20 protein-coding genes, 1 other RNA gene, 1 pseudogene and 1 riboswitch are annotated in these 24,623 nt (G+C 43.4%); of the genes and pseudogenes, 14 read left to right on the top strand and 8 right to left on the bottom strand.

Going from position 1 to position 24,623, the window contains the following annotated elements:
* The first annotated feature begins 310 nt into the window (after positions 1–310).
* Positions 311–496: riboswitch (Lysine riboswitch) on the top strand.
* An 82-nt stretch (positions 497–578) separates the two neighbouring features.
* Both ACRC53_RS10125 and ACRC53_RS10120 read left to right on the top strand, forming a co-directional pair.
* Complete coding sequence (locus ACRC53_RS10125) at positions 579–2,171, top strand: Na+/H+ antiporter NhaC family protein (protein ID WP_438643306.1); 1,593 nt, start codon at positions 579–581, stop codon at positions 2,169–2,171.
* A gap of 72 nt (positions 2,172–2,243) precedes the next feature.
* Positions 2,244–2,852, top strand: coding sequence for a thymidine kinase (locus ACRC53_RS10120; RefSeq protein ID WP_438643305.1), 609 nt, complete (start codon positions 2,244–2,246; stop codon positions 2,850–2,852).
* A gap of 184 nt (positions 2,853–3,036) precedes the next feature.
* On the opposite strand, the gene ACRC53_RS10115 is transcribed toward ACRC53_RS10120, so the two are convergent.
* Positions 3,037–3,561, bottom strand: a complete 525-nt coding sequence (locus tag ACRC53_RS10115; RefSeq protein WP_438643304.1) for an exonuclease domain-containing protein — start codon at positions 3,559–3,561, stop codon at positions 3,037–3,039.
* Between the two features lie 246 nt (positions 3,562–3,807).
* Here ACRC53_RS10115 and ACRC53_RS10110 point away from each other — a divergent pair, with 246 nt between their 5' ends.
* Both ACRC53_RS10110 and ACRC53_RS10105 read left to right on the top strand, forming a co-directional pair.
* The gene (locus tag ACRC53_RS10110; protein ID WP_438643303.1) at positions 3,808–5,577 is read left to right on the top strand and encodes a SmdA family multidrug ABC transporter permease/ATP-binding protein; all 1,770 of its coding nucleotides are present in this window, start codon (positions 3,808–3,810) and stop codon (positions 5,575–5,577) included.
* A complete protein-coding gene (locus ACRC53_RS10105; RefSeq protein ID WP_438643302.1) occupies positions 5,561–7,324 on the top strand; it encodes a SmdB family multidrug efflux ABC transporter permease/ATP-binding protein in 1,764 nt (587 codons plus the stop codon). Before ACRC53_RS10110 ends, ACRC53_RS10105 begins: the two co-directional genes overlap by 17 nt.
* A 107-nt stretch (positions 7,325–7,431) precedes the next feature.
* Here the strand turns inward: ACRC53_RS10105 and ACRC53_RS10100 are convergent, their stop codons facing one another.
* On the bottom strand, positions 7,432–7,872 hold the full coding sequence (locus ACRC53_RS10100) for a DUF6691 family protein (RefSeq protein WP_438643301.1): 441 nt from the start codon (positions 7,870–7,872) through the stop codon (positions 7,432–7,434).
* A gap of 101 nt (positions 7,873–7,973) precedes the next feature.
* Positions 7,974–8,399, bottom strand: coding sequence for a YeeE/YedE family protein (locus ACRC53_RS10095; protein ID WP_438643300.1), 426 nt, complete (start codon positions 8,397–8,399; stop codon positions 7,974–7,976).
* Between the two features lie 230 nt (positions 8,400–8,629).
* Here ACRC53_RS10095 and ACRC53_RS10090 point away from each other — a divergent pair, with 230 nt between their 5' ends.
* Positions 8,630–9,688, top strand: a complete 1,059-nt coding sequence (locus ACRC53_RS10090) for an OspG family effector kinase (protein WP_438643299.1) — start codon at positions 8,630–8,632, stop codon at positions 9,686–9,688.
* Between the two features lie 91 nt (positions 9,689–9,779).
* Here the strand turns inward: ACRC53_RS10090 and tesB are convergent, their stop codons facing one another.
* On the bottom strand, positions 9,780–10,640 hold the full coding sequence (gene tesB, locus ACRC53_RS10085; RefSeq protein WP_438643298.1) for an acyl-CoA thioesterase II: 861 nt from the start codon (positions 10,638–10,640) through the stop codon (positions 9,780–9,782).
* 367 nt (positions 10,641–11,007) lie between these two features.
* Between tesB and ffs the strand changes: the two genes are divergently transcribed.
* Positions 11,008–11,104, top strand: an RNA gene (ffs, locus tag ACRC53_RS10080) — signal recognition particle sRNA small type.
* Between the two features lie 214 nt (positions 11,105–11,318).
* Here ffs and ACRC53_RS10075 read toward each other — a convergent pair.
* Positions 11,319–12,728 carry a GH1 family beta-glucosidase gene (locus ACRC53_RS10075; protein WP_438643297.1) on the bottom strand — a complete coding sequence of 470 codons (1,410 nt, stop codon included), beginning with the start codon at positions 12,726–12,728 and terminating at the stop codon, positions 11,319–11,321.
* A gap of 417 nt (positions 12,729–13,145) precedes the next feature.
* Between ACRC53_RS10075 and ACRC53_RS10070 the strand changes: the two genes are divergently transcribed.
* The 8 genes and pseudogenes from ACRC53_RS10070 (at position 13,146) to ACRC53_RS10035 (ending at position 20,507) form a co-directional block, all read left to right on the top strand.
* Complete coding sequence (locus tag ACRC53_RS10070; protein ID WP_438643296.1) at positions 13,146–13,673, top strand: L,D-transpeptidase family protein; 528 nt, start codon at positions 13,146–13,148, stop codon at positions 13,671–13,673.
* Between the two features lie 125 nt (positions 13,674–13,798).
* A complete protein-coding gene (locus tag ACRC53_RS10065; RefSeq protein WP_438643295.1) occupies positions 13,799–14,809 on the top strand; it encodes a sulfate ABC transporter substrate-binding protein in 1,011 nt (336 codons plus the stop codon).
* A 268-nt stretch (positions 14,810–15,077) separates the two neighbouring features.
* The gene (locus ACRC53_RS10060; RefSeq protein ID WP_438643294.1) at positions 15,078–16,325 is read left to right on the top strand and encodes a pentapeptide repeat-containing protein; all 1,248 of its coding nucleotides are present in this window, start codon (positions 15,078–15,080) and stop codon (positions 16,323–16,325) included.
* A 423-nt stretch (positions 16,326–16,748) separates the two neighbouring features.
* Positions 16,749–17,588, top strand: a complete 840-nt coding sequence (cysT, locus tag ACRC53_RS10055; protein WP_438643293.1) for a sulfate ABC transporter permease subunit CysT — start codon at positions 16,749–16,751, stop codon at positions 17,586–17,588.
* Positions 17,585–18,436 (top strand): sulfate ABC transporter permease subunit CysW, encoded by an 852-nt coding sequence (gene cysW, locus ACRC53_RS10050; RefSeq protein ID WP_438623043.1) that lies wholly within the window; start codon positions 17,585–17,587, stop codon positions 18,434–18,436. The genes cysT and cysW overlap by 4 nt, the downstream gene beginning before the upstream one ends.
* Positions 18,433–19,278: pseudogene (locus ACRC53_RS10045) on the top strand (sulfate/molybdate ABC transporter ATP-binding protein); the annotation flags it as partial. The gene cysW and the pseudogene ACRC53_RS10045, both read left to right, overlap by 4 nt.
* Entirely contained in the window at positions 19,261–19,554 is a 294-nt protein-coding gene (locus tag ACRC53_RS10040; RefSeq protein WP_438629931.1) for a TOBE-like domain-containing protein, read from the top strand. The pseudogene ACRC53_RS10045 and the gene ACRC53_RS10040, both read left to right, overlap by 18 nt.
* Positions 19,551–20,507 (top strand): CysB family HTH-type transcriptional regulator, encoded by a 957-nt coding sequence (locus ACRC53_RS10035; RefSeq protein ID WP_438643292.1) that lies wholly within the window; start codon positions 19,551–19,553, stop codon positions 20,505–20,507. Before ACRC53_RS10040 ends, ACRC53_RS10035 begins: the two co-directional genes overlap by 4 nt.
* Positions 20,508–20,729: 222 nt before the next feature.
* On the opposite strand, the gene amt is transcribed toward ACRC53_RS10035, so the two are convergent.
* The 3 genes from amt to ACRC53_RS10020 form a co-directional block, all read right to left on the bottom strand.
* Positions 20,730–22,130 carry an ammonium transporter gene (gene amt / locus ACRC53_RS10030; protein WP_438643636.1) on the bottom strand — a complete coding sequence of 467 codons (1,401 nt, stop codon included), beginning with the start codon at positions 22,128–22,130 and terminating at the stop codon, positions 20,730–20,732.
* A gap of 162 nt (positions 22,131–22,292) precedes the next feature.
* Positions 22,293–22,631: a P-II family nitrogen regulator gene (glnK, locus tag ACRC53_RS10025; RefSeq protein ID WP_438643291.1), complete on the bottom strand. Its 339-nt coding sequence runs from the start codon at positions 22,629–22,631 to the stop codon at positions 22,293–22,295.
* Positions 22,632–23,005: 374 nt separating this feature from the next.
* Positions 23,006–24,514 (bottom strand): amino acid permease, encoded by a 1,509-nt coding sequence (locus ACRC53_RS10020; RefSeq protein ID WP_438643290.1) that lies wholly within the window; start codon positions 24,512–24,514, stop codon positions 23,006–23,008.
* Positions 24,515–24,623: the final 109 nt, after the last annotated feature.

The following is a 24,623-nucleotide window of genomic DNA, read 5'->3' as shown; positions in this document are numbered from 1 at the left end:
AAGTGAGAATTGTTACGTATATTTTATACTGGATGTCATTTTTAGCAGTACAAATTGTACATTGATGCATAAATGCCTTTGTGTGATATATCGTGAAATAATTCTTATAAAAAGTGATATTTATGCATTGCATCACTGAAATCAATTGTTACAATGGATTTGGCAGCTTGATTGAAGAGCGTTTCATTTTTCAATTTTAATCACATAATGAGTGTTAAACAAATAGGTCGTTGTTCAAGGGATATTTTGTTATGCATAATGTTGTGGTTATGTGAAATATGATTCATTGTTTATTTAGCTGTTGAACGTGTTTTGAAGTAGAGGTGCGCTGTTTATCAGTAATTGTCAGTAGGGTGATTCTGTTGATCGACAATGAAAGGAAGCCGCGCCGAAGTTAGAGTGGTTATCACTCCCTCTAGCTGGTGGAGTACTCAAATAGGGGCTGCACTGCCATAGTCATAAGATTGTTAATACACTATGGAGCGCTACTGGTTGGTTTTGGTTCACAGATTCGTTGTTCCGTACCTTTAGTCATCTGACTGTCAGTAGATCTTCGCCGAACTTTTAAGGTAAAGATCATGAATATTGTTGATTATTCAAACTCATTTCTTGCGGTACTTCCCCCGCTCACAGCGTTACTGCTTGCCGTATTGACCCGTCGTGTCCTGTTTTCATTGGGCATGGGGATTTTGGTCGGCGCTTTATTATTAAACAGTTTCTCTCCTTTGGGCTCTTTAGGGTATCTGCAGCATAAGATCACGGCATTAGCGTGGGATGATGGTGCATTGAATTTGTGGAATATCTATATTCTGCTGTTCTTATTCTTACTGGGCGGAATGACTGCCATGCTGACACTTTCAGGTGGTAGCCGGGCATTTGCACTTTGGGCGCGTCAGCGGGTGAAAACGCCACGCGGAGCAAAGTTACTGACCGTATTTTTGGGCGCATTCATCTTTATTGATGACTATTTCAATAGTCTGGCCGTTGGCTCGATTGCCCGCCCGGTGACAGATCGCGCAAATATTTCGCGTGCAAAATTAGCTTATATTCTTGACTCAACCGCAGCACCGGTGTGTGTGATGATGCCCGCTTCCAGTTGGGGTGCTTATATCATTACCATTATTGGTGGCATTTTAGCGACTCACAGCGTGACAGAATACACGCCATTGGGTGCGTTTGTCGCTATGATCCCGATGAATCTGTATGCCATTTTTGCATTGCTGATGGTGCTGGCAGTGTCATGGTTCTCTATCAATATCGGGCCGATGCGTCGTCATGAACGTATGGCGCAAGAGGGGATTTCACTGACTGGTCGCCCGATGGATGAGCAAGATAATGGGCACTCTGGTTTCTCTGTACGTGAGCTGGAATCTGGCCGTGTTGCTGATTTGCTGATCCCAATTATTGCGTTGGTTGTTGTCACTGTTTCTGCCATGGTCTTTACCGGTTATAAGGTGCTGGCAGCTGAAGGCAGTGCCTTCTCAATTATTGGTGCATTTGAAAATACCGATGTCGGTATTTCACTGGTCAGTGGCGGTATTGTCGGTTTAGTCCTGTCAATTGTCAGTACCCTGCGTCAGCGGGTTGCAATGGGCGAAATGGTACAAGCGTTGCTCAGTGGTATGCGCTCAATGCTACCGGCTGTATATATTTTAGTGTTTGCGTGGACTATCGGTGCGGTAATCAAAGATATGTCGACCGGCAAGTATCTCTCATCGCTGGTACAGGGCAATATGCCAATTAGCATGCTGCCGGTTCTGCTGTTTATGGTTGCAGGTATTATGGCGTTTTCAACCGGGACGAGCTGGGGCACATTCGGCATCATGTTACCGATTGCCGCAGATATGGCTGCGGCTGCAGACATCGTAATGCTGCTACCCTCGATGGCTGCGGTAATGGCAGGTGCGGTGTTTGGTGATCACTGTTCACCGATTTCTGATACGACCATTTTGTCGTCTACAGGTGCACATTGTAATCATCTTGATCATGTGACAACTCAATTGCCATATACACTGGTTGTTGCCGGTATTTCTGTTGTTGGTTTTATTACGTTGGGCGTTACCCAATCATCGATGACTGCACTGGCTGTTTCAGCACTGTTGTTTAGTTTTGTTATTGGTTTGTTTTATTTTTTACGTCCACGGCCTATTGCAATAAAAGCAGTGTCATAATACAGAATATAGTATGATTAGGAGGGCGGATTTCCGCCCTTTTTTACGCTTAAAATAGGAGCATTCACGCGCATGGCGCAGTTATATTTTTATTACTCAGCTATGAATGCAGGTAAATCAACCTCATTATTACAATCCTCTTATAATTATCAAGAACGTGGATTACGTACGTTAGTATTTACGGCTGAAATTGACGATCGTTTTGGCGTTGGGAAAGTGAGTTCGCGGATCGGGTTATCATCCGATGCATTGTTATTTTCATCTGAAACAGATTTGTATGTTTGCATTGAAAGTGAGCATCAAAAACAAAAAATTGATTGTGTACTGATTGATGAGTGTCAGTTTTTGAGCCGCAGCCAAGTTGAGCAGCTCTCTGATGTGGTTGATGGTCTTGATATTCCGGTACTGTGCTATGGTTTACGTACTGATTTTCAGGGCGAACTGTTTGTTGGAAGCCTGTATCTGCTGGCATGGGCCGATAAATTGGTGGAGTTAAAAACCATTTGTCATTGTGGCCGTAAAGCGAATATGGTATTGCGCCTAAATGCCGAAGGTATCGCGATGCGAGATGGTGAGCAGGTGCAAATTGGTGGTAATGAACGTTATGAATCAGTGTGCCGAAAACACTATAAATCGGCTTTTACTGATAACGAAATGAATGATCAATCGCAACTGGTTTAGCAGTAATCTATAGAGAGTTGTTATCTTTAATTCCCTCTAAAATAACCCACTATATGGCTATACCGATCTTTATCTAACAGTATTGTGGCAAGAGTAAGAACATAATGGAAACTTTCCCCGCGATATAGCGGGGAAGTGGCTTATCATTCATGACTAACAATAAGCGATATACCATTTGCTTAAATTATGCATTTGGCAACAACTCTGCAAGTGAAATAGCGTTTAACAGTGCATTTGGTGGTGTAGTACGTGTACTTAAATGAGTCTCTTCTGGTGCAATAGGCACAGGTTGGTTGAGTACAAATTGGCGGGCATCAAGATAAGTGAAATCATCAGGGAAAGGCCATTCACTGTCAGTTCTTGCGCAATCTGCACTCATCAGGACAGCATCACGCTTTCCCCAACTGATCCAACCTTGAGCCTGTTGGCGAGTCACCCATAGCGCAAAATCCTTGATCACCTTTGGAAATGGTGAGGCTGCATCAATCTGTGCTTGTGTAATCCCTGTGTTTATCTGACAGAGCTCGGTGAGTTCAGGTTCAAAACAGGGTTTTACGACAGCATGAAATTGCTCGGTAATTGTACCATCAGGTTTTACCGCGACAGCCCCAATCTCAATAATTTCATTTTCTATTTCACAAAAGAGATCATCTTGCTGATAAGAGACTTGCAAACTCATGGCAATGAAAGAGGTGAATGCAACGGTCATTTTTATACCCGACTTTTTGTATACATCTAAAGTTATCTAGCATGTATAACATAATATACAGTAACAGTGATGAGACTATCACCAATTGGGTTGACTAGTTAAAAGGTGTTACCGATTCAAATAGTAATGAAATACATTATCATTTAAAGAGCGGTGCTGTAATATATCAGCTTTTAAACGCCAAGCTAAGTGACTACAGCGCATAGTGGTGTATTGATTTTTGATACAAAAAAATCGGGGTTTTCTGTGGGATTATTTAGGCAACTCAGTTGGTTTTTTCGCCAACAATGGAAACGCTATATCGGTGCAATTGGGTTATTGGTTTCTATTGCATTTTTAGAGCTTTTACCCCCGATGCTGGTTGGGCATATTGTTGATGGAATTGATCGGCAACAAATGAGCACGCAGCATTTATTGGGGTTTGTTGCCGTTTTATTAGGTTGTGCGCTGGCGGTATATCTATTACGGGTTGTATGGCGAGTGCTACTGTTTGGCGCATCATATCGCCTTGCTGTGATATTACGGCAGGATATTTATCGGCAACTTAGCCGCCAGCACGGGCGATTTTACCTTAAGCATAGAACCGGCGATCTGATGGCTCGTGCAACCAATGACATTGATCGGGTGGTATTTGCGGCCGGTGAAGGTGTGTTGACGTTGGTTGACTCTATGGTGATGGGGCTGGCTGTGCTATTTATTATGAGTACCCAACTAAGCTGGCAACTCACTTTACTTGCATTATTGCCCATGCCGATTATGGCGGCAGTGATTAAACGTTATGGTGATCAGTTACATCACCGTTTTCGGGCTGCACAGGCTGCATTTTCATCATTAAATAATAATGTGCAAGAGACACTGACCAGTATTCGGATGATTAAAGCATTTGGGCTGGAAACGCGCCAGATGCAGCATTTTGCGCAAACCGCGCAGCAGGCCAGTGAGCGGAATATGCACGTGGCGCGTGTTGATGCAAAGTTTAATCCGACTATCTATGTGGCGATTGCCTCAGCCAACTTATTGGCCGTGGGCGGTGGAAGCTGGATGGTGGTTAATGGTCATCTGACTTTAGGGCAATTGACCAGTTTTGTGATGTATCTTGGTCTGATGATCTGGCCGATGTTGGCGCTGGCATGGATGTTCAATATTGTCGAGCGCGGCAGTGCTGCGTATGTTCGTGTGCAGTCTTTGTTGGAAGAGGATATTGATATTACTGCCGGTCATTTGCCGATCCCGACTGAACGCGGTGTTTTATCCCTGAATATTACGCAATTTTTGTACCCTGAAAACCCACATTCAGTACTGCAACAGATTGATATTCAGGTCACACCGGGCATGGTTTTAGGTTTATGCGGTGCAACCGGTTCCGGTAAAAGTACCTTGTTAGCCTTGGTGCAGCGGCAGTTTGATGTGGCACATAATGAGATCACTTTTCATGCTCTACCACTGACAGATATTGCACTGGATGCATGGCGTGCACGGCTGGCCGTAGTGAGCCAAACCCCGTTTTTGTTTTCTGCAACCATCGCTGAAAATATTGCATTTGGTCGCCCAGAGTCCACATTAGCGCAGATTCAGCGGGCAGCAGAGCTTGCTTGTGTTGCTGACGATATTGCCCATTTACCGCAAGGCTATCAAACGCAAGTCGGTGAGCGTGGTGTGATGCTCTCTGGCGGGCAAAAACAGCGTATTGCCATTGCACGTGCGCTGCTGCTGGATGCTGAAATCTTGATTCTGGATGATGCACTCTCTGCAGTAGATGGGCAGACTGAGCACCGGATTTTGTATAACCTAAAACAGTGGCGACAAGGCCGTACTATGCTAGTGGCTGCTCACCGACTATCTGCGCTGGCAGAGGCCGATGAAATTGTGGTTCTGCAACAAGGGCGTATTATTCAGCGCGGCAAACATGATGCACTTCGCCACCAGTCTGGGTGGTATCAGGATATGTACCAATATCAACAGCTAGAACAAGCCTTAGAGCAGGATGATGGAGTGAACAATGTTGAACCTGCGTGAACAGTGGCCAACGTTGAAGCGTTTACTGCGCTACGGTAAGGCACATAAGAAAGATATTATTATTGCTACCTTAATGCTGTGGTTAGCTTCGATAGCCGAAGTGGGTGGCCCATTATTGGTCAGTTTTTTTATCGACCATTTTCTTTCTCAGCGCTATCTTCCACTGTGGCCTGTTGTTGGGCTGGTGGTCGGATTTTTGTGTTTACAATTTGGTGCCGGAACACTGCACTATTTTCAGGCGCTGCGTTTCAACCATGTTGCATTGAACGTGGTTCAGCAGGTGCGCTGTGAGGTGTTTCAGGCAGCCATCCGCCAGCCGTTAAGTGCGTTTGATACTCAACCGGTAGGGCAACTGATCTCAAAAGTGACCAATGATACCGAGGTTGTGAAAGACCTGTATGTGACAGTATTGGTAACAGCATTGCGTAATATTGCCTTGATCAGCACCATGCTGGTGGCGATGTTTGTGCTCAACTGGAAGATGACGCTGGTCGCAATGGTCATGTTTCCTGCCGTGCTGACTGTGATGAGCCTGTATCAAAAACGCAGTATTCCGATAGTGCGTAAAGTGCGTAGTTTACTGGCCGGAATTAATGATGGTTTTAATGAAACGATCAGCGGTATCAGTGTGATCCAGCAAATGCGGCAAGAAGCGCGAATGGGCGAAAAGCTTTCGGCAGAAAGTCAGGCACATTACCGTGCAAGAATGCAGGCTTTGCGGTTAGATGCCTTCTTACTGCGCCCATTACTGAGCCTGATTTCAGCCTCGGTACTGAGTGGATTGTTGCTGGTATTCGGGTTTTCAGCCACCGGCAGCATTGGTGTCGGCGTGTTGTACGCATTTATTAGCTATCTTGGCCGCTTAAATGAGCCGTTGATCGAGCTGACGTCACAACAATCTATGCTGCAACAAGCCATTGTTGCCGGAGAGCGTATTTTCACGTTAATGGATGCGCCGGCACAGCACTACGGTGTCAGCATCCAGCCACTGGCTGATGGCCGTGTGGAAGTGCGTAACCTCAGTTTTGCTTATCATGTTGCAGAGCCGGTTTTGCAGCAGATTACACTGAATGTGCCTGACCGAGGTTTTCTGGCATTAGTCGGTCATACAGGTAGCGGAAAAAGTACGTTAGCAAGCCTGTTGATGGGCTACTATCCAGTACAAGAGGGGCAAATTTTACTGGGTGGACAACCTTTATCAACACTATCGCATGATGTTTTGCGTCATGATATTGCTATGGTGCAGCAAGACCCCGTAGTACTGGCAGCGACTGTGTATGACAACGTTGCGCTGGGGCGCGAAGTGAGTGAAGAGGCTGTTTGGGCGGTATTAAAGCAAGTTGAACTGGCTGAATTGGTTAGTGCGTTACCACAAGGGTTGCACACCTTGTTTGGTGAGCAGGGCAATAACCTCTCTGTGGGGCAAAAACAGCTCCTCGCTCTTGCGCGAGTGCTAGTACAGCAGCCAAAAGTGCTGATTCTTGATGAGGCTACGGCAAATATTGACTCCGGCACAGAGAGATCAATTCAAACGGCATTAGCACGGGTACGCCGCTCTACAACACTGATTGTGATTGCGCACCGTTTATCCACCATTGTAGATGCCGATCAAATCGTGGTACTACACCGAGGCAATATTGCTGAACAGGGTAAGCATGCTGCATTGTTACAGCAGCAGGGGCGATATGCGCAGATGTGGCAACTTCAGCAAGTCACCGATCAGTTGTTGCAGCAAAAAGCAAGATAGTGTTTTATACCGATACTCTACCCGTTCAGAGGGGTTTTCACCCTTGGGTAGCGTATCGGTAAACATTGGTAATAGCTGATAATGATAATAGTGAAAAAAATCAAAAATTAACCTTTTGGGGTACTCTCCTTTACCAAGCTATTTGTGGCCTTGTCACCTAGCCATAACCCGATGACCAACGCAGAAAAAAACAGCACTGTAGGTAAGGAAGGCTCGACAAGTAAGGTAATCGCAGGGCCTGGGCAGATCCCCGCTAACCCCCAACCAACACCAAAAATAGCCGCTCCGCAGACTAAGCGTAACGTGATTTTTTTACTGGCAGTATCAGGAAGCGGATCACCGCAAACTGCGGTTGAACAAGGCTTTACCCAGCGAAAATAGCCGGTAGAGAAAACGGCAAGTGCACCAAACATGACAAATGCCAGTGTCGGATCCCAGTTGCCGGTAATATCCAAAAAGTCTTGTACTTTGGCCGGATTATTCATACCCGAAACGGTTAATCCACTGCCAAACAGCACGCCACAGATAAGGCTAAACAGATAGCGCATCTTCTCTCTCCCTGTATTTAGCGGGTATTTCAGTCTATTTAATTCACGGATTTGTTTGGTTATTGTGCTTCATTAGGTATGTATCTATTACTCACAGGCTGTTAGCCAGCAAAAATATGCCGCAGTAGATAGACCGTAATGAACCCAGTGGCCATAAACGTGCAAGTTGCAATGATAGATCGCACTGACAAACGCCCCATCCCACAAATACCGTGCCCACTGGTACAGCCATTTCCCAGCTTTGCACCAAACCCTACCAATAATCCAGCAACCACAATGAGGGGTAAGGGAGCGTTAACGGTTGAGCCTAATGTGATGCCCATCAGGTTTGCGGTATACAGCGCACCTACAGCCATTCCCAGAACAAAAAGAATACGCCAAAACCACTCTTTATTGGGATGAAGCAATCCGGTGAGAATGCCACTAATACCTGCAATACGGCCTGTACTTTTAAGCAGTAACAGAGCCGATAAACCGATTATTGCGCCACCAGCTAAACCGAGTAAAGCTCCACTGAGTGAAAGCATATCCATTTCCCTAAACTGAGGTTGATGTGCATGATAAAAAATAAGGATAATCTAATGTACTATAATGCAAAAGATAACTCCGTTGTGTTACGGAGTTATCTTTTTTATAAAACAGATAAAATTAAATAAGGGTACTTAGGTTATTTAGCCTTGCATAAGTTACTGGGTGTATAAATTTTGTTTTAGAAGGTAATGACACTTGTGTAAACTATCTCTATAAGGAATTAATAATGCCATTAATTGATATGCCTATTTATGGAAGCACAAGAAGCTTTCCCATAGAGAACATAGAGAAACAAAATGTCCTTAATGTAAATTGTAATTTAGATCTTCGTGGCATTGCTGGCAATATAAAATCAGTGAGATCTTTATCATTGGGATTGGGTGAAATTAATTTTCTAAAGAGCAGAATTAAAAAAACAAATAAGAAATCACTTTCTAACACTAAGGGAAGTGTTAATTATTTAAATCATCAAGTGAATGTTATACGAAAGAGAGATACTGCTGAGTGTATTTTAACTGAACAGTGTGGATTATCTTCTATAAGCGCAAAGCAGTTATTATCAAAATATTTATTTCCTGAGAATAGTTTGTGTAATGCTTATACATTTGCATTAGATCTTGAAAGCTCGGGTGTTCCTCCTGCATGGGCAGAAAAATTTAGAATTGGAAGCACACTTGAAAATAATATACCTAATGGTAAGACATGTATCGAGGTATTTTCTCCTGATGATAGAGTGAGAGTAAGATTAACGTTAGGTGATTTTTTAGGTGATGGTGCGTATGGTGAAGTGTTCGTGGATCATGATGATCCAAGCTATGTGATAAAAGTAATAAATGAAAATAGGTATAACCCAAAGTTTTCTTTTGCTTCAGATGAGCCCGATATACACTCTGAATCGTTACTGTTTTGTCGGTACTATGGAAGTTATGATGCCTCAAAACTATTTGTAGATGATAATGAGGGGTATTACATAAGAATGTATAGAGTTCCAGGTCAGAACTTAAGAGATGTTCCTTTAGGTACTCTTCCGTATGATGCTGTCGAGCGTTTTGTGGATATGTTAGAAAAATTGAATAATCTCGATATTATACATGATGATCTTCATGATGATAATGTGAGATGGGATGACAATGAACAGGTTTTTTATCCAATAGATTTGCGTAATTGCAAAAATGATTTTTTTAATTCAAATTCAATAATGAAAAAAGAGCATAACGATATTCAAGAGCGTGGTTATTGTATGAAAACAATCGAAAAAATAAAACAAAAAATAAAGAGGGGTTAAAATATATTATATTCACTCATTTTTTTAAATACCACGTTTATACATAAAGCCAGACTCTTGTCTGGCTTTATGCTATAAAAAACAAAAACAATTACTGACGTTGGCGAATTAACCCTTCTTGTGCCGTTGTAGCAACTAATTTCCCATCACGCGTAAATACATGGCCACGTACAAGACCACGTGCACCTGATGCCGACGGGCTTTCAACCGCATATAAAAGCCAATCATCCATACGGAAAGGGCGGTGAAACCACATAGCGTGATCAATGGTTGCAACTTGCATATCAGCTTCTAAAAAACCCTTACCGTGTGGCTGTAATGCAGTAGGCAAGAAGTTAAAATCAGACGCGTAGGCTAGCAGATATTGGTGTACTCGCAGGTCATCGGGCATACTACCATTTGCTTTAAACCAAACATAACGCGTAGGTAGATCAACTTTCCCTTTCAGTGGATTGCTGAATTTAACTGGACGCATCTCAATCGGGCGTTCACACAGAAATTTCTCTTTTACCGAAGCGGGCAGAAGATGTGCCATTTTACGTGCAATCTCTAATTCAGACTCTAGCGTTTCAGGTTGTGGAACAACCGGCATAGTATCTTGATGTTCAAAACCCTCTTCATGAAGCTGGAAAGAGGCAGTGAGATAAAAAATAGGGCGACCATTTTGAATCGCGCTGACACGGCGGGTACTGAAACTACGGCCTTCACGCAAAATTTCAACGTCGTACACAATCGGCTTATGGCTATCACCGGGCAGTAAAAAATAGCTGTGGAAAGAGTGTACTGATCGCTCAGGGTCAATGGTTTGTTTTGCAGCGTGTAGTGCTTGTCCAATAACTTGCCCACCAAAAACTTGGCGTAAGCCTAAATCTTGGCTTTGACCTCGAAAAATACCCTCTTCAATTTTTTCTAGATGCAGAAGCTGCAGTAATCCTGCCAATACGTCACTCATAAATAACCTCAAAATGTATAACTCAATACTCTGTGGTATTGATGTGTTAATGGCCAATTGTGTATACAGAGTAGAAGATTAGAAGCATAGCATTAACTGTGGTTAGGGCTAAAACATCGAAATTAATATATCAACTTGCACACATAAGACAGTGTTATTGAGAATGTGGAAAAAGAGGGGTATTAAAAGTGGGTGTCATAAGTAAGTAACCTTTATGACTCATTGAGTTAACAATAAAACATTTATTGATAAGCTCTGCACAAGAAAACATCACCTGAACGGTTTAGCTATTGCATTCTACGGCAGTATCCCTGATAATTGCCGCGCTTTCACGGGATTACAAGTGAAAGTTTGTCAATGGAGGCTCTATTGGTCCTCCCGCATTGATACTATGTCGACCTGGTCAGATCCGGAAGGAAGCAGCCAAGGCGTAGAAATCGAGTGCCGGGATGTGGCTGGTAGAGCCTCCACCCGTTTCTGGGGTTGGTGTTTTATCCCTTCAAAAGTATTTTGTCTTTGTCTTGTATCCTCCATCCCATAAATAGATTAATTTTATATCTGTATTACTCAACAGCACAGCGTTATAAAAAAGGGCACAGACTTCGCTGTACCCCCGATAATGTACTATTCAATAAGCTCAATGAGCATCAATAGATACTGCGCGTATACCTGTTTTGGTTATTCATCAAAACCATTTTTTGCAGCAACCTCAGCATACCAGTAAGCTGATTTTTTCTTGTAACGCTGCTGTGTTTCCCAATCAATATACAAAAAGCCATAACGTTTTTTAAAGCCGTTGATCCACGAAAAGTTATCCATTAATGACCACATATAGTAACCACGGACATTAATGCCATCATTTACAGCCTGATGAATGACTTTGAGGTGCTCGCGGACAAAATCAATACGGCCATCATCATCAACCGAACCGTCGGCATTAAGCTGATCTTGCATGCCGATACCGTTTTCGGTGACATAAACCGGAATGCCGGGGGCATACTCATGTGCTCGTTGCAGCAAGTCATACATTGCTTGCGGTGCAATTTCCCAGCCCCAGTCAGTGTATTTTCCGTGTGGATTTTTGACAAAGCGAACCACTCCGGCAATAGAGAATTTGCAGTCATCACTGTTATTGCCTGAGTTGTTAATGTGGAACTCGGTATCTGTTGCATCGGCAGTGGCATAGTGCGGGTAGTAGTAATTAACGCCGATAAAATCAATTTTTGTTTCGGAAATATCACGTAATTGCTGCTCATCCCATTCAGGCAGCAGATTATGTTGCTGATAAAAATCGACCACATCTTGCGGATAAAGCCCTAGCAGAGCCGGATCAATAAACCAGCGGTTTAACATGCCGTCAGCTAAATTTGCCGCAGCAATATCTTCGGGTTTGTCAGTTGCCGGATACACGGTTGACATATTCAGCACCAAACCAATTTCACCACCGGTATTAAGCGCACGAAACAGTTTTACTGCACGCGCATGGGCCAGTACAAAATGGTGGGCAACTTGAATGGCGGCACGATAGTCATGCTTGCAGGGCGGATGCAGTGCGGTGACATAGCCATTGAGTGTCGTCCAGGCCGGTTCATTAAAGGTTGCCCAGCGTTTAACGCGATCGCCAAACAGGGTAAAGCAGGTTTTGGCAAAATGCAGGTAGGCATCAAGCGTTTTAGGATTTTCCCAGCCACCGTTATCGGCCAGCCATACCGGAAGATCCCAGTGGTAGAGCGTGACATTCGGTTCAATACCTTCTGCCAGCAGTGCATCAAACAGGTTGTTATAAAACTCAACACCCTGTGGGTTAATCTGACCATCTTCTGTCGGTATTAGGCGTGGCCAGCTGATTGATAAACGGTAACCATTGTGGCCAATCTCTTTCATCAGGCGCACATCATCGCGGTAGCGATGGTAGTGATCGCAGGCAACATCAGGGTTGGCTTGTTGATAGATACGCTCTGGGTGCTCATGGCAGAAAACATCCCACTGCGATAATCCGCGCCCTTCTTCACGGGCCGCGCCTTCAATTTGTAGCGCAGCGGTTGCCGAGCCCCAGATAAAGCCTTCAGGAAAAGTATAGGTTGTCATAGCGTTGTCCGGTTATCTGTTAAAATCAGTCAAAAAGTGATTATGATTTCGGTAGCCATATATAAAGATATTTATGTTTTGTTTATTCGCACTATTTTGCGAAATACTACTGAATATCCTTCCGTATCTCTTGCCTTTTTTCCTTTCATTATGATCAGTATCACACCTTGGATAGGAAGATTTTTTATTGTTGAGTGAAGAAAAAAGTGAAGTGATTTATCAGACAAAATAACAATTCAAATTGTCATGAAACAAGTGATTGCAAGTTTTTATTGGCTGTTTATTATACGCTGAAAATGAGCAGCTCACTGGTGTTAACAAGTACTATTCCCAATAAATATTTATTGTAGAGTCATATGCTTATTAGTGTGTAATGCTGTGTGGGTTATTATAAGTGACTTAAAATAAGAGTAGATCATGTGTCAGTTTTTTGTTGTACCAAAATCATGGTTATGGGTATGTAGCATTGCATTTTCAGGGGCTTTTTTTACGCTATCTGCTACAGCTAGTCTTGTGCAAGAGCCACCAAAAGCAGATTTAGTCGTAGTAAAAAAATCACAATATCGGTTATCACTTTTACGTAATGGCGAAGAGATTAAAAGCTTTTGGATTGCATTGGGTGCAAATCCGGTGGGACACAAAGTGATGCGTGGAGATAACCGTACCCCTGAGGGGCGATATCTGCTTGATTATAAAAAAGATGATTCTCAATACTACAAAGCAATTCATATCTCTTATCCTAATCTCAATGATATTGAACGAGCGCAAGCGAGTGGAGTAAATCCGGGTGATATGCTCATGATCCATGGCCAACCAAATGCGGTACAAAGTAGCCGCGTTCAGAGCTCGAACTGGACAAACGGTTGTATTGCGGTACTTAACCATGACATGGATGAGATATGGCGTTCAATTGAACCGGGAACGCCTATTGAGATCTATCCATAACAACATGTTTTTTTCTGCTATCGATAGTCACTTTTATTTGTTTCGAAATACAGTCATTCCGATTAAAACAGTATTAATAACAGTGCTAATGGACATGAGCGTTCATCAATTACAGGAGTTACCGAATGACTTTACGTACATATTCATGGATTACGGCTACGGCGACAGCAACATTATTAGCTCTGAATGCACAGGCGGCTGAAATTACGTTGCTGAATGCCTCGTATGACCCTACCCGTGAACTGTTTGCTGAATATAATCCACTTTTTTCTGAACATTGGAAAAAGTTACACGGTGATGATGTGGTAATAAAGCAATCTCACGGTGGTTCAGGTAAGCAGGCTCGCGCGGTGATTGATGGGCTTGAAGCCGATGTAGTGACACTGGCTTTGGCATATGATATTGATACTATTGCGAAAAAAGGCCGTGTTAATCCTGCTTGGGCAGAGGCCTATGCACACCATGCAACGCCTTTTAATTCAACGATTGTGTTTTTAGTGCGAAAAGGTAACCCAAAACAGATAAAAGACTGGAACGATCTGATCCGTCAAGATGTTGAGGTGATCACGCCAAACCCCAAAACCTCAGGCGGTGCTCGCTGGAACTATTTGGCAGCGTGGGGGTATGGATTAAAACAAAATCAGAACTCGGCAACGGCAGCACAAGAGTTTGTGGGTAAATTGTACCGTAATGTGAAAGTGCTGGATTCCGGTGCGCGTGGGGCAACCACCACATTTGTTGAGCGTGATATCGGCGATGTGCTGATTACATGGGAAAATGAAGCGCATTTAGTGCTCAAAGAGCTGGGTGCGGATAAGTTTGATATTATCACGCCTTCTGTCTCTATTTTGGCCGAACCGCCAGTGGCAGTGGTTGATAAAGTGGTCAATAAGCGGGGTACTCAGGCTGTTGCTAAAGAGTATTTAGCGTATCTGTATTCACCTGAAGCACAGACTATTGCAGCGAAAAATTTCTATCGCCCAACAGATCCAAAAATAGCAGCACAATATGCCAATCAGTTTGGCCAGTTAACGCTATTTACTGTTCGTGATCTGTTTGGAGATTGGTCACAAGCCCAGCAAACGCATTTTGCACAGGGTGGCATATTTGACCAAATTTATCAGCCTGGACAGTAAATAATAACTGATATTTTACGGTATTTTAAGTGGATATATACTGAAAGTGCCTTAAGGGAAGGGAATATACACACTATTACTACAACCACATTTCACATTGGTGGATTACTCGTCACAGACGTTGATTAATAATGATAATTGATTAATGGCAATAATTGTGGCGAGTACAAAAATATACATAATTTATCGGATAGTCTAAAATCCATGTGTTAGTACACTTACTTCCTTCTCAACGTCTACTGTCTACTCTAATTGACAAGGGAATAAAATGAGTACAATCAATTCTAATTTATCCAGTACTGATGTAGCTAATATGGCCGAATCAATAACAAGTTTGGGGACTCGTGATGCTGCAAATAGAGTTAACTCGCCTAAAGGTGTGTTGCAATATATCGTTAATTTTTTTACGTTTGGTTATTTACGAAAAAATAATGAGAATAAGTATCAAGAATTGGTCAATGCACTGGCTAATGCATTAGAGGAAAACAGAAAAAAAGCAGAGGGAAATGTAGAACAATTAAATCTAACAGATAAAGTCTCTTTTGATATTCATGGCTGCAATGTAACTTTTACAAAGTTGGATCTTGCTGATAATAAAGATAACATAAAGATTGAGGTGAAAAGCAATAATGAAGAGCCTCAGCAAGTCATGATTAATGAAGATAGTTATAAAAAAATATGTGATGCTTTACAGTTAAGAACACGATGTAAGATACCGCAATCAACCGCTATATTAACAGAAGAGGAGGGGCTTGACTTATATCAACTAGATTTAACCCAATCTGACTTAAGCAATGTAGATTTAACTAAAGCTGATATGCGCGGTGTAGATCTGAGTAATACCACATTGCACAATGTTAATCTTAGTTTTGCTAATTTAAATTTTGCTAATTTAGAAGGGGCGCGTTCATATAAAGTTATTTTATCTGGTGCGAAGTTAAACAATACAAAAATGAAGGGGGTGTATATAGATGAAACAACACTTGACGGTGCGGGGGTGCGTAATTCCGACATGAGAGGATGCATTATAAATAATTCAAATCTTAGTACTGCTAATATAACTAACTCTATTTTCACTAAGTCAATTATTCATAACACCAAGATGGAAGGAGTTATAGCGGGAGATACAATATTTCATGGGGTTGATTTTAGAAATATAGACTTCAGTAAGGCTGATTTCACACGTGCATCTTTTTCAAAAATAACAAAGAATATGTATTCACCTTTAGGATTCGATATCTCTAATCCTGCAGACATTAGATGTAATAACTTTACTGGTTCGATATTTAATAATACTCAGTTGTCGGGTGTAAGGGTTGATGGCGCTAATTTCACTGATACGATTTTCTGTGAAGTATTTATAGATGGGACGGATTTTAGTCAGGCCATCGGTCTTGATAATAGAGTAATAGATAAAAATCTAATGCCACTATCATCCTGGTCAATATTATCAGGATTATCAGGGAAGTTCAGTGCTACGATGAGAAGCATCTCTGGTCTTGCCTTTCGTTATTAAATACATTGTAATAAATAATAGTGCGTTACAGTATAAAATATGATTGCACAATGAATAGCCTTATGTTTTGAATATCTTCTTGATGTATGACTATGAAATGGGCGTTTATGTTGTGCTATTTTTTAATCATGATGTATCACATTGGAGATAAGAGTATTGAAAGCAAGTTTTTCAGACTGGTAATTGAAGTGTGCTAAATATTGAGCTGCAGCACTTATAGTATTTCGTCATAATTTATAGCGTTACTGAAAATACTCAAAAAAACATGACCAGTATCGCGTTAGCAAAAAACAAGCATAAGAAAGCTCTTTTCCTTATTTTACCCTGCTCGATGAACGCGAGATAGTATGCATTAGCAATCTATTTCAACGGTTTGGCTATAGCATTAAGGCTGTAGTAACAAACGAATCAGTGGGGGATACAATGGCAGTTCGCTCTTTTAGCGTAATCCCAGGGATGGGGCCTACACTTGGTTTTACCTTAGTTTATCTGGGCTTAGTGGTGTTACTACCGCTGTCAGCACTGGTACTGTACAGTTTTACCCATTTATCATTAACTGATTTTTGGCACATCGTGACCCAGCCACGGGTTATTGCATCCTATAAATTGAGCTTTTTTGCCGCCTTAATTGCCGCCTTGATCAATACTGTCTTTGGCGTGTTACTTGCGTGGATTTTGGTTCGTTATGAATTTCCCGGTCGCCGTTGGGTTGATGCCTTGATCGATTTACCCTTTGCAATGCCCACTGCCGTTTCAGGCATTGCGTTGACCGCCGTGTTTGCGGGTAACGGAGTTATTGGCCACTGGTTAGCACCTTATGGCATCAAAATGGTATTTAATCCAACCGGCATCGTGATTGCGCTGATTTTTATTGGCCTGCCTTTTGTGGTACGCACACTGCAACCTGTGCTCCGTGAGCATGAAAATATGCTAGAAGAGGCTGCTTCCTGTTTAGGTGCTGATCGCTGGCAGATATTCTCACGGGTTATTTTTCCTGCCTTATTACCCGCAATTATTACCGGTTTTACCTTGGCGTTTGCGCGTGCCATTGGTGAGTATGGCTCGGTCATTTTTATTGCGGGCAATATTCCGATGGTGTCAGAAATTGCTCCATTGATGATCATGAGCCATCTCGAAGAGTATGACTATGCTGGTGCAAGCGCCATCGCTGTGGTGATGCTGGGTGTATCATTCTTACTGCTGCTGCTGATTAACCAGCTACACGCATGGAGCCGTAAAGGAATTAAAGAGGATAGACTATGAGCCGGCAGCAAACAGAGCGCTCTTGGGTTCGCTATAGCTTAATCGCATTGGGTTTGAGCTGGTTTACACTGATTTTAGTGATTCCGGTCATCGTTATCTTTCTTTCAGCATTCAGTAAAGGGTTGGATACCTACCTATCCGCCCTCAGTGACAGCGATGCACTTTCGGCACTCTGGTTAACGTTGACGGTTAGCCTGCTGTCAGTGCCGTTAAATATTGTTTTTGGCGTGTGTGCTGCATGGGCCATTGCACGGTTTAAATTTCGCGGCCGTGAAGCTCTACTTACCTTGATTGACTTACCGTTTTCAGTATCACCCGTTGTTGCTGGATTAATGTTTGTCATGCTGTTTGGCAGTAACGGTTGGTTTGGCGAGTGGCTGGAAGCATTTGATATCAAAATTATCTTCTCAACACCGGGCATTGTGTTGGCGACCACCTTTATTACCGTCCCGTTTGTGGCGCGTGAAGTACTTCCGCTACTGCAATCTCAGGGGGTAGAGGAAGAAGAGGCCTCTATTATGCTCGGTGCAAGCGGTTGGACAACCTTCTGGCGGGTGACTCTGCCGAGTATCCGGTTAAGTTTGCTGTACGGTGTGTTGCTCTGTACTGCACGAGCGGTCGGCGAGTTTGGTGCAGTGTCTGTGGTCTCTGGCCACATTCGCGGGCAAACCAATACCATGCCGCTGCACATTGAAATTTTGTACAACGAATACCAATTTGCTGCAGCGTTTGCGGTTGCCAGCTTGCTTGCCAGCTTCGGCCTGATTACCTTATTAGCCGAAACCCTGATTGATAAAATGCGTGAACGCCAAAAAAATCACATCTTGTCTCAAGGAGTTGAATCATGAGTGTTGAAGTCAAACATATCCAAAAAGCATTTAACGGCTTTGCCACCTTGCATGATATCAACCTGACCTTTCGCTCCGGTGAATTGGCCGCGTTACTTGGGCCATCAGGCTGTGGTAAAACAACCCTATTGCGTATTATTGCAGGATTAGAGCGTGAAGATCAGGGGCAAATTCTGCTGAATGGGCAGGATGTATCGGCACTGTCAGCCCGTGATCGTAAAGTCGGTTTTGTTTTCCAGCACTATGCACTGTTCCGGCACATGTCAGTATTTGAAAACGTTGCGTTTGGTTTGCGTGTAAAACCGCGCCATTTGCGCCCTAATGAAGCGACAATTCGGCAGAAAGTGTTAACGCTCTTAGAGTTAGTGCATCTTGGCCATCTGGCACAGCGTTTTCCGAGTGAACTCTCTGGTGGCCAACGTCAGCGTGTGGCGCTGGCTCGTACACTGGCCGTTGAGCCGCAGGTGTTGCTGCTTGATGAACCGTTCGGTGCGTTAGATGCGCAGGTTCGTAAAGAGTTACGTCGCTGGTTGCGTGAACTGCATAACGAACTGCATGTAACCAGTTTGTTTGTCACCCATGATCAAGAAGAGGCGCTTGAAGTGGCTGATCGCATTGTGGTGATGAATAAAGGGCAGGTAGAGCAGATTGGCACACCAGATGATGTGTATGAGTCACCGGCGACGCCATTCGTACATCAATTTTTGGGAACAGTGAACTTACTGCAAGGTCAGGTTAACGGTGATAATATCCATTTTCACGGGCATATTTTACCGATATCCAACAGTGTAAGTACATTATCAGGCAGTGATGCAATCGCTTATGTGCGTCCGCAAGATATTGAGGTCTTACCGGCTAATGTTAATGTAGGTACACCGGCCAAAGTGGTGCGCTTACTGCGTTTAGGTTCCGGTATTCGGGTTGAATTTATTACCGAAAATACGGGGAAAAATGCCGTGGTAGAAGTAGATATGAACCGCGAACAGATTGCCCAACTTGGTTTGACAGTAGGAAAACAGGTGCGCCTCTGCCCGCAGCGTGCACATGTTTATCCGTCAGTCATTACGGCTGAACAAACCAAACCCCATACCGCGAAACAAGGAGAACGCGCCGCATGAATTTCCAGCAACTCAGGATCATCCGTGAAGCTGCCAGACGTAATTACAACCTGACTGAGGTCGCAAACTCACTGTTTACGTCACAGTCAGGTGTGAGTCGGCATATCAAAGATCTTGAGGAAGAGCTGGGCATTGAAATTTTCATTCGGCGTGGTAAAAGGCTGCTGGGGATGACCGACCCTGGGAAGGAGCTGCTAGTAATTGTCGAACGAATGCTGACCGATGCTGGAAATATCCGGCGTTTAGCATCATCGTATTCGGCAACGGACAGCGGTTATTTGCGGGTTGCCACCACCCATACACAGGCGCGGTTTTCATTACCGGGCGTGATAAAAGAGTTTCGGCCGCTGTTTCCCAAAGTACAGCTAGGAGTCAATCAGGCCAGCCCCGATGAGATAGTGTCATTGCTGCTCAGTGGTGAAGTTGATGTTGGTATTGCTAGTGAACGAATTAATGAGCACCCAGATTTGGTCTGCTTTGAATATTATCACTGGCATCATTCGGTTGTAGTGCCTAAAAACCATCCGTTGGTTCATACACCTATTCTAACTTATGAGCTGCTCTCAGCGTATCCGCTGATTACCTATTATCCGGGGTTAACCGGTCGTTCTCGTATCGATAGCGCTTTCCAAAAGGCTGGATTTACACCCGATGTTGTGTTGAGTGCGCAAGATGCTGATGTGATAAAAACATATGTAGAGCTGGATATGGGCGTGGGCATTATGGCCTCGATGGCGTTTGATGCACGCAAAGATACTGATTTGGTACAACTCAATGCTAGTCATCTTTTTGCACCGAATACCGCATGGTTGGCAGTAAGAAGGGCGCAATATCAGCGCGCTTATGTGCTGAGTTTTTTACAAATTTGTAATTCAAGTTTAAGCATCAGTGATATCAAAGAGGCTATCTGGAAAGAGCCGCAAGAGGAGCATGTTTTACAATTTGATATTTAACAGATATATACGTAAGACGTGAGATATGTAAAACCGAGGTCTATACAATAAAGTATTTAAGACAGATATATAATGTGTGTTATGTGGTTTGCTATTGTTCGCTTTCTCTAACATGCAACCGCTAAGTGTGAAACTTATCTGCCGTAATCGAAATCATGATTAGCATCAGTGCCCGTTATTAATACGGGCACTGATATCAGGTTAGAAGAGATAAATTACACATTATTGATTATAAGCATTCTCACCGTGCGTGGTCACATCCAGCCCGATACGCTCATCCTCTTCCGGCACACGTAAGCCAATAATCATATCAACCAGCTTGTAGCAGATAAGGGCAACAACGCCTGACCAAAGGATTGTGATCCCCACACCCAGTGCCTGAATCTTCACCTGTTCCCACATTGAGTAGACGGCTACGCTGTTGGTGACATAGTCCCATACGCCTGTTCCCCCCAAAGCCGGGTCAGCGAACACGCCGGTCAAAATTGCGCCCAGAATACCGCAAACACCGTGTACTCCGAAAACATCAAGGGCATCATCGGCACTGAGCCAGCGTTTAAGCATATGAACACCCCAGTAGCCCGCTAATCCGGCGAGTAGACCGATAGCTAATCCGCCGCCGATCCCGACAAAACCACAAGCCGGTGTAATGGCAACCAGCCCCGAAACAGCGCCAGACACTGCACCTAGCAGCGAAGGTTTGCCTTTAATCAGCCACTCAGCAAACAACCATGTGAGTGTGGCGGCAGACGCGGCACTCCATGTATTAACGAATGCCAGAGCTGCTGTACCGTTGGCTTCAAGGGCTGATCCAGCATTAAAGCCAAACCAACCAAACCAGAGTAGTGCAGCGCCAATCATGGTCATGGTTAGGCTGTGTGGTTTCATCGCCTCACGGCCAAATCCAACACGGCGGCCCACCATATAGGCCCCTACTAATCCTGCAACTGCGGCATTGATATGTACAACAGTGCCGCCAGCAAAATCAAGTGCGCCGTGGCGGAATAAGTAACCCGCTGTTTCGGTAGCAGCACTGGCCGCTTCTGCGCTGGTATATGCGTCAGGGCCAGCCCAATACCAAACCATATGTGCCATTGGCAGATACGATAAGCTAAACCAGATGACACAAAACAGCAGCACTGCAGAGAACTTCATCCGCTCGGCAAACGCACCGACAATCAAGCTACAGGTAATTGCTGCAAATGCCCCCTGAAAGATGACATAAACCAGTTCATGTACCCCGACACCTTTTGAGAAGGTGGCCGCAATTGAGTCTGGTGTCACACCTTTAAGCAGTACTTTATCGAATGACCCGATAATGGCATTGCCTTCGGTGAAGGCGATGGAGTAGCCGTAGACTATCCATAAAACAGAGATCAGAGCAAAGACAGTGAACACCTGCGCAAGCACGGAAAGCATATTTTTTGAACGTACTAACCCGCCGTAAAAGAGTGCCAATCCGGGAATTGACATCAAGATCACCAACGCACTACAGATCAGTAGCCATGTGTCGTCAGCCTTATTAATTGCTGGTGCGGGGGCAACACCTTCGGCATAGGCTGATGATAGAGTCAGTAGTAGGCCGAACAGGGCCGTAAAAACAGTGAATAAAGAGCGTGTCATGGCAGGCCTCTCTTCAGCATAGGGAATTTTTTTCACAATATAGCTCCTTGCATGATGTTGCTCCTTGAACGGTACAGCCTCTGAAACGGTATAACGTCTAAATGATATAAATGCCGTGCTGCATCCTGATAAGGGTGATCAATATCGGGTCTTACCGCGCTGTTACAGTGCAGAATCATCCGTTTCACCGGTTCTGATCCGAATTACCTGACTGAGCTCGCAGACAAAAATTTTGCCATCACCAATTTTTCCGGTGTAAGCCGATTTTTGTATCGCATCGATGACCTCTTCAAGTTGATCATCAGAAATTGCGATCTCAATTTTTACTTTGGGCAAAAAATTCACCACATACTCAGTACCGCGATAAAGCTCTGTATGACCCTTTTGACGGCCAAACCCTTTGACTTCACTGATTGTTAACCCTTGTACACCTAATTGTGAAAGTGCTTCTCGTACATCTTCGAGTTTGAAGGGTTTTATAATCACCGTAATAAGTTTCATAGTGTTCCTTTGATATACACAAGATAACCTGATTACGTTGATATACGCATAATACATGCCATAAATTAATAAATTGTTAAAAATAGTTTAATTTATTTTTGTGTTGAGCTCTACTGAGGGAGTATGAGGTATTGTGATGATGAGTCAAAAAGGAGTGGTGCAAAAGGCCCTGTAAAGAGTCAAAATCGCACTAGGCTAGTGCAGAAAAAGAGCTCACAGTGCACTATACAGTGCACTATATTGGTGCAACATCTCTTACAGTTGAACATTAGGCTAAATCAATAAAAAAGAGAGCACTTTCTGAGGATAAAAAAATACCAGCAAACAATATAACGTTTACTGGTATTTATTATGGTGGCTATTCTTAATGAACGTTATTTTTTAGTTTCTTGTACAGATGTTGTTGCAGGTTGAGCATCGGGGAATTTCATATCTTCATAGCGTACTAAACGGCTTTTAAATTTAATGCGATAACCTAACCACAATAAAATAACGAGTGGAATACCAATATAAGTGGCAGCTAAACTCTGTATATCAAGGTGAGTAGATGTAAAAGCCTGATAGTCTTGGCCAAAAGTCACAAATAAGCACAGTGCTAGGGCAAATAATGGCCCAAAAGGGAATAATTTTGCACGGTAAGGCAGTTCATCAAGTGAGTGGCCTTGTGCCAGAAAACCTTTACGGAAACGGTAATGGCAAAGAGAAATACCCAGCCATGCAATAAAACCACTCATACCTGAGATATTTAATAGCCACAGATACACGGTTTTATCACCAAACAGTGAGCTTAAAAAGCATAACGCTGCAATTGCTGTGGTGGCATACAGGGCATTGCGGGGCACACCAGAAGGTGTGAGTTTACCGAAAAATTTCGGTGCCATACCACTTAAAGCCATGTTGTAAAGCATGCGCGTTGAAGCATACATGCCTGAGTTACCCGCAGATAAAATTGCTGTTAAAATAACCGCATTCATAACACTTGCTGCAAAAGCTAAACCCGCATTTTGGAAAACAAGTGTAAATGGGCTCACTCCTACATCTTGCACATTATTTTGCAGCAGAGCAGGGTTTGTATAAGGAATAAGACAACCAATCAGAAAAATAGCAAGCACATAAAAGAGTAAGATTCGCCAAAAAATCTGTTTAATAGCACGGGGAATATTACGGCTCGGATTATCTGATTCACCGGCGGCTACACCAACAAGTTCAGTGCCTTGGAATGAGAATCCAGCAATCATTGCTACACCAATAATGGCAGGGATACCGCCTGCAAAAGGTGCATCGCCCATAGTAAAAGTTGACCATCCTGCATGAATATTGGCGGTATCGTTAATGATCCCAAAAATCATCATCACGCCGACAATGATAAAAATCAGTACAGTGATCACTTTAACCATTGAGAACCAATATTCACCCTCTCCAAATCCTTTTACGGAAAAGAAGTTCAGCGCAAAAATAATGGCTAAAAAGAGCCCACTCCATACGGTTCCGGGAATACTTGGAAACCAGTAAGCCATTACGATAGAAGAGGCTGTTAATTCAACGGCAATCGTAATTGCCCAGTTGTACCAATAGTTCCAACCTAATGCAAAACCCACAGCCGGAGAGACAAACGCATTACCGTACGTCGAAAACGAACCAGAAACCGGCATATAAGCGGCCATCTCACCTAAGCTGGTCATCACAAAATAGACCATCAGACCTATAACGGCATAAGCAACCAGTGCACCGCCAGGGCCTGCTTGGGCAACTGTTGCGCCTGAGGCAACAAATAATCCAGTGCCAATAGCCCCACCGATAGCGATCATCGTTAAGTGGCGTGCTTTTAATTCACGTTTTAGCCCTGGAGCCGGTTCTTCTTTGGTTTCATTAACGTCGTGCATGGCTTATGGGCACTCCTCTTAAACAGCGTAATTACAATTGGAAAGATGCATATAAAACGGATTTGTGATGTTCAACACAAGTATTAATTATCGTAATTAATCTTAGCAG

Source organism: Plesiomonas sp., from assembly GCF_051652165.1.
GTDB lineage: Bacteria > Pseudomonadota > Gammaproteobacteria > Enterobacterales > CAMTGL01 > Plesiomonas.
The sequence above is the reverse complement of the archived record's forward strand: the minus strand, read 5'-3'. Positions and strand labels throughout refer to the sequence as shown.

Excerpts from the sequence above, each read along its gene's own strand:
- ACRC53_RS10125 (WP_438643306.1), top strand. The coding sequence starts at position 579 with ATGAATATTGTTGATTATTCAAACTCATTTCTTGCGGTACTTCCCCCG.
- ACRC53_RS10120 (WP_438643305.1), top strand. The coding sequence starts at position 2,244 with ATGGCGCAGTTATATTTTTATTACTCAGCTATGAATGCAGGTAAATCA.
- ACRC53_RS10115 (WP_438643304.1), bottom strand. The coding sequence starts at position 3,561 with ATGACCGTTGCATTCACCTCTTTCATTGCCATGAGTTTGCAAGTCTCT.
- ACRC53_RS10105 (WP_438643302.1), top strand. The coding sequence starts at position 5,561 with ATGTTGAACCTGCGTGAACAGTGGCCAACGTTGAAGCGTTTACTGCGC.
- ACRC53_RS10100 (WP_438643301.1), bottom strand. The coding sequence starts at position 7,872 with ATGCGCTATCTGTTTAGCCTTATCTGTGGCGTGCTGTTTGGCAGTGGA.
- ACRC53_RS10095 (WP_438643300.1), bottom strand. The coding sequence starts at position 8,399 with ATGCTTTCACTCAGTGGAGCTTTACTCGGTTTAGCTGGTGGCGCAATA.
- ACRC53_RS10090 (WP_438643299.1), top strand. The coding sequence starts at position 8,630 with ATGCCATTAATTGATATGCCTATTTATGGAAGCACAAGAAGCTTTCCC.
- tesB (WP_438643298.1), bottom strand. The coding sequence starts at position 10,640 with ATGAGTGACGTATTGGCAGGATTACTGCAGCTTCTGCATCTAGAAAAA.
- ACRC53_RS10075 (WP_438643297.1), bottom strand. The coding sequence starts at position 12,728 with ATGACAACCTATACTTTTCCTGAAGGCTTTATCTGGGGCTCGGCAACC.
- ACRC53_RS10070 (WP_438643296.1), top strand. The coding sequence starts at position 13,146 with ATGTGTCAGTTTTTTGTTGTACCAAAATCATGGTTATGGGTATGTAGC.
- ACRC53_RS10065 (WP_438643295.1), top strand. The coding sequence starts at position 13,799 with ATGACTTTACGTACATATTCATGGATTACGGCTACGGCGACAGCAACA.
- ACRC53_RS10060 (WP_438643294.1), top strand. The coding sequence starts at position 15,078 with ATGAGTACAATCAATTCTAATTTATCCAGTACTGATGTAGCTAATATG.
- cysT (WP_438643293.1), top strand. The coding sequence starts at position 16,749 with ATGGCAGTTCGCTCTTTTAGCGTAATCCCAGGGATGGGGCCTACACTT.
- cysW (WP_438623043.1), top strand. The coding sequence starts at position 17,585 with ATGAGCCGGCAGCAAACAGAGCGCTCTTGGGTTCGCTATAGCTTAATC.
- ACRC53_RS10035 (WP_438643292.1), top strand. The coding sequence starts at position 19,551 with ATGAATTTCCAGCAACTCAGGATCATCCGTGAAGCTGCCAGACGTAAT.
- amt (WP_438643636.1), bottom strand. The coding sequence starts at position 22,130 with ATGACACGCTCTTTATTCACTGTTTTTACGGCCCTGTTCGGCCTACTA.
- glnK (WP_438643291.1), bottom strand. The coding sequence starts at position 22,631 with ATGAAACTTATTACGGTGATTATAAAACCCTTCAAACTCGAAGATGTA.
- ACRC53_RS10020 (WP_438643290.1), bottom strand. The coding sequence starts at position 24,514 with ATGCACGACGTTAATGAAACCAAAGAAGAACCGGCTCCAGGGCTAAAA.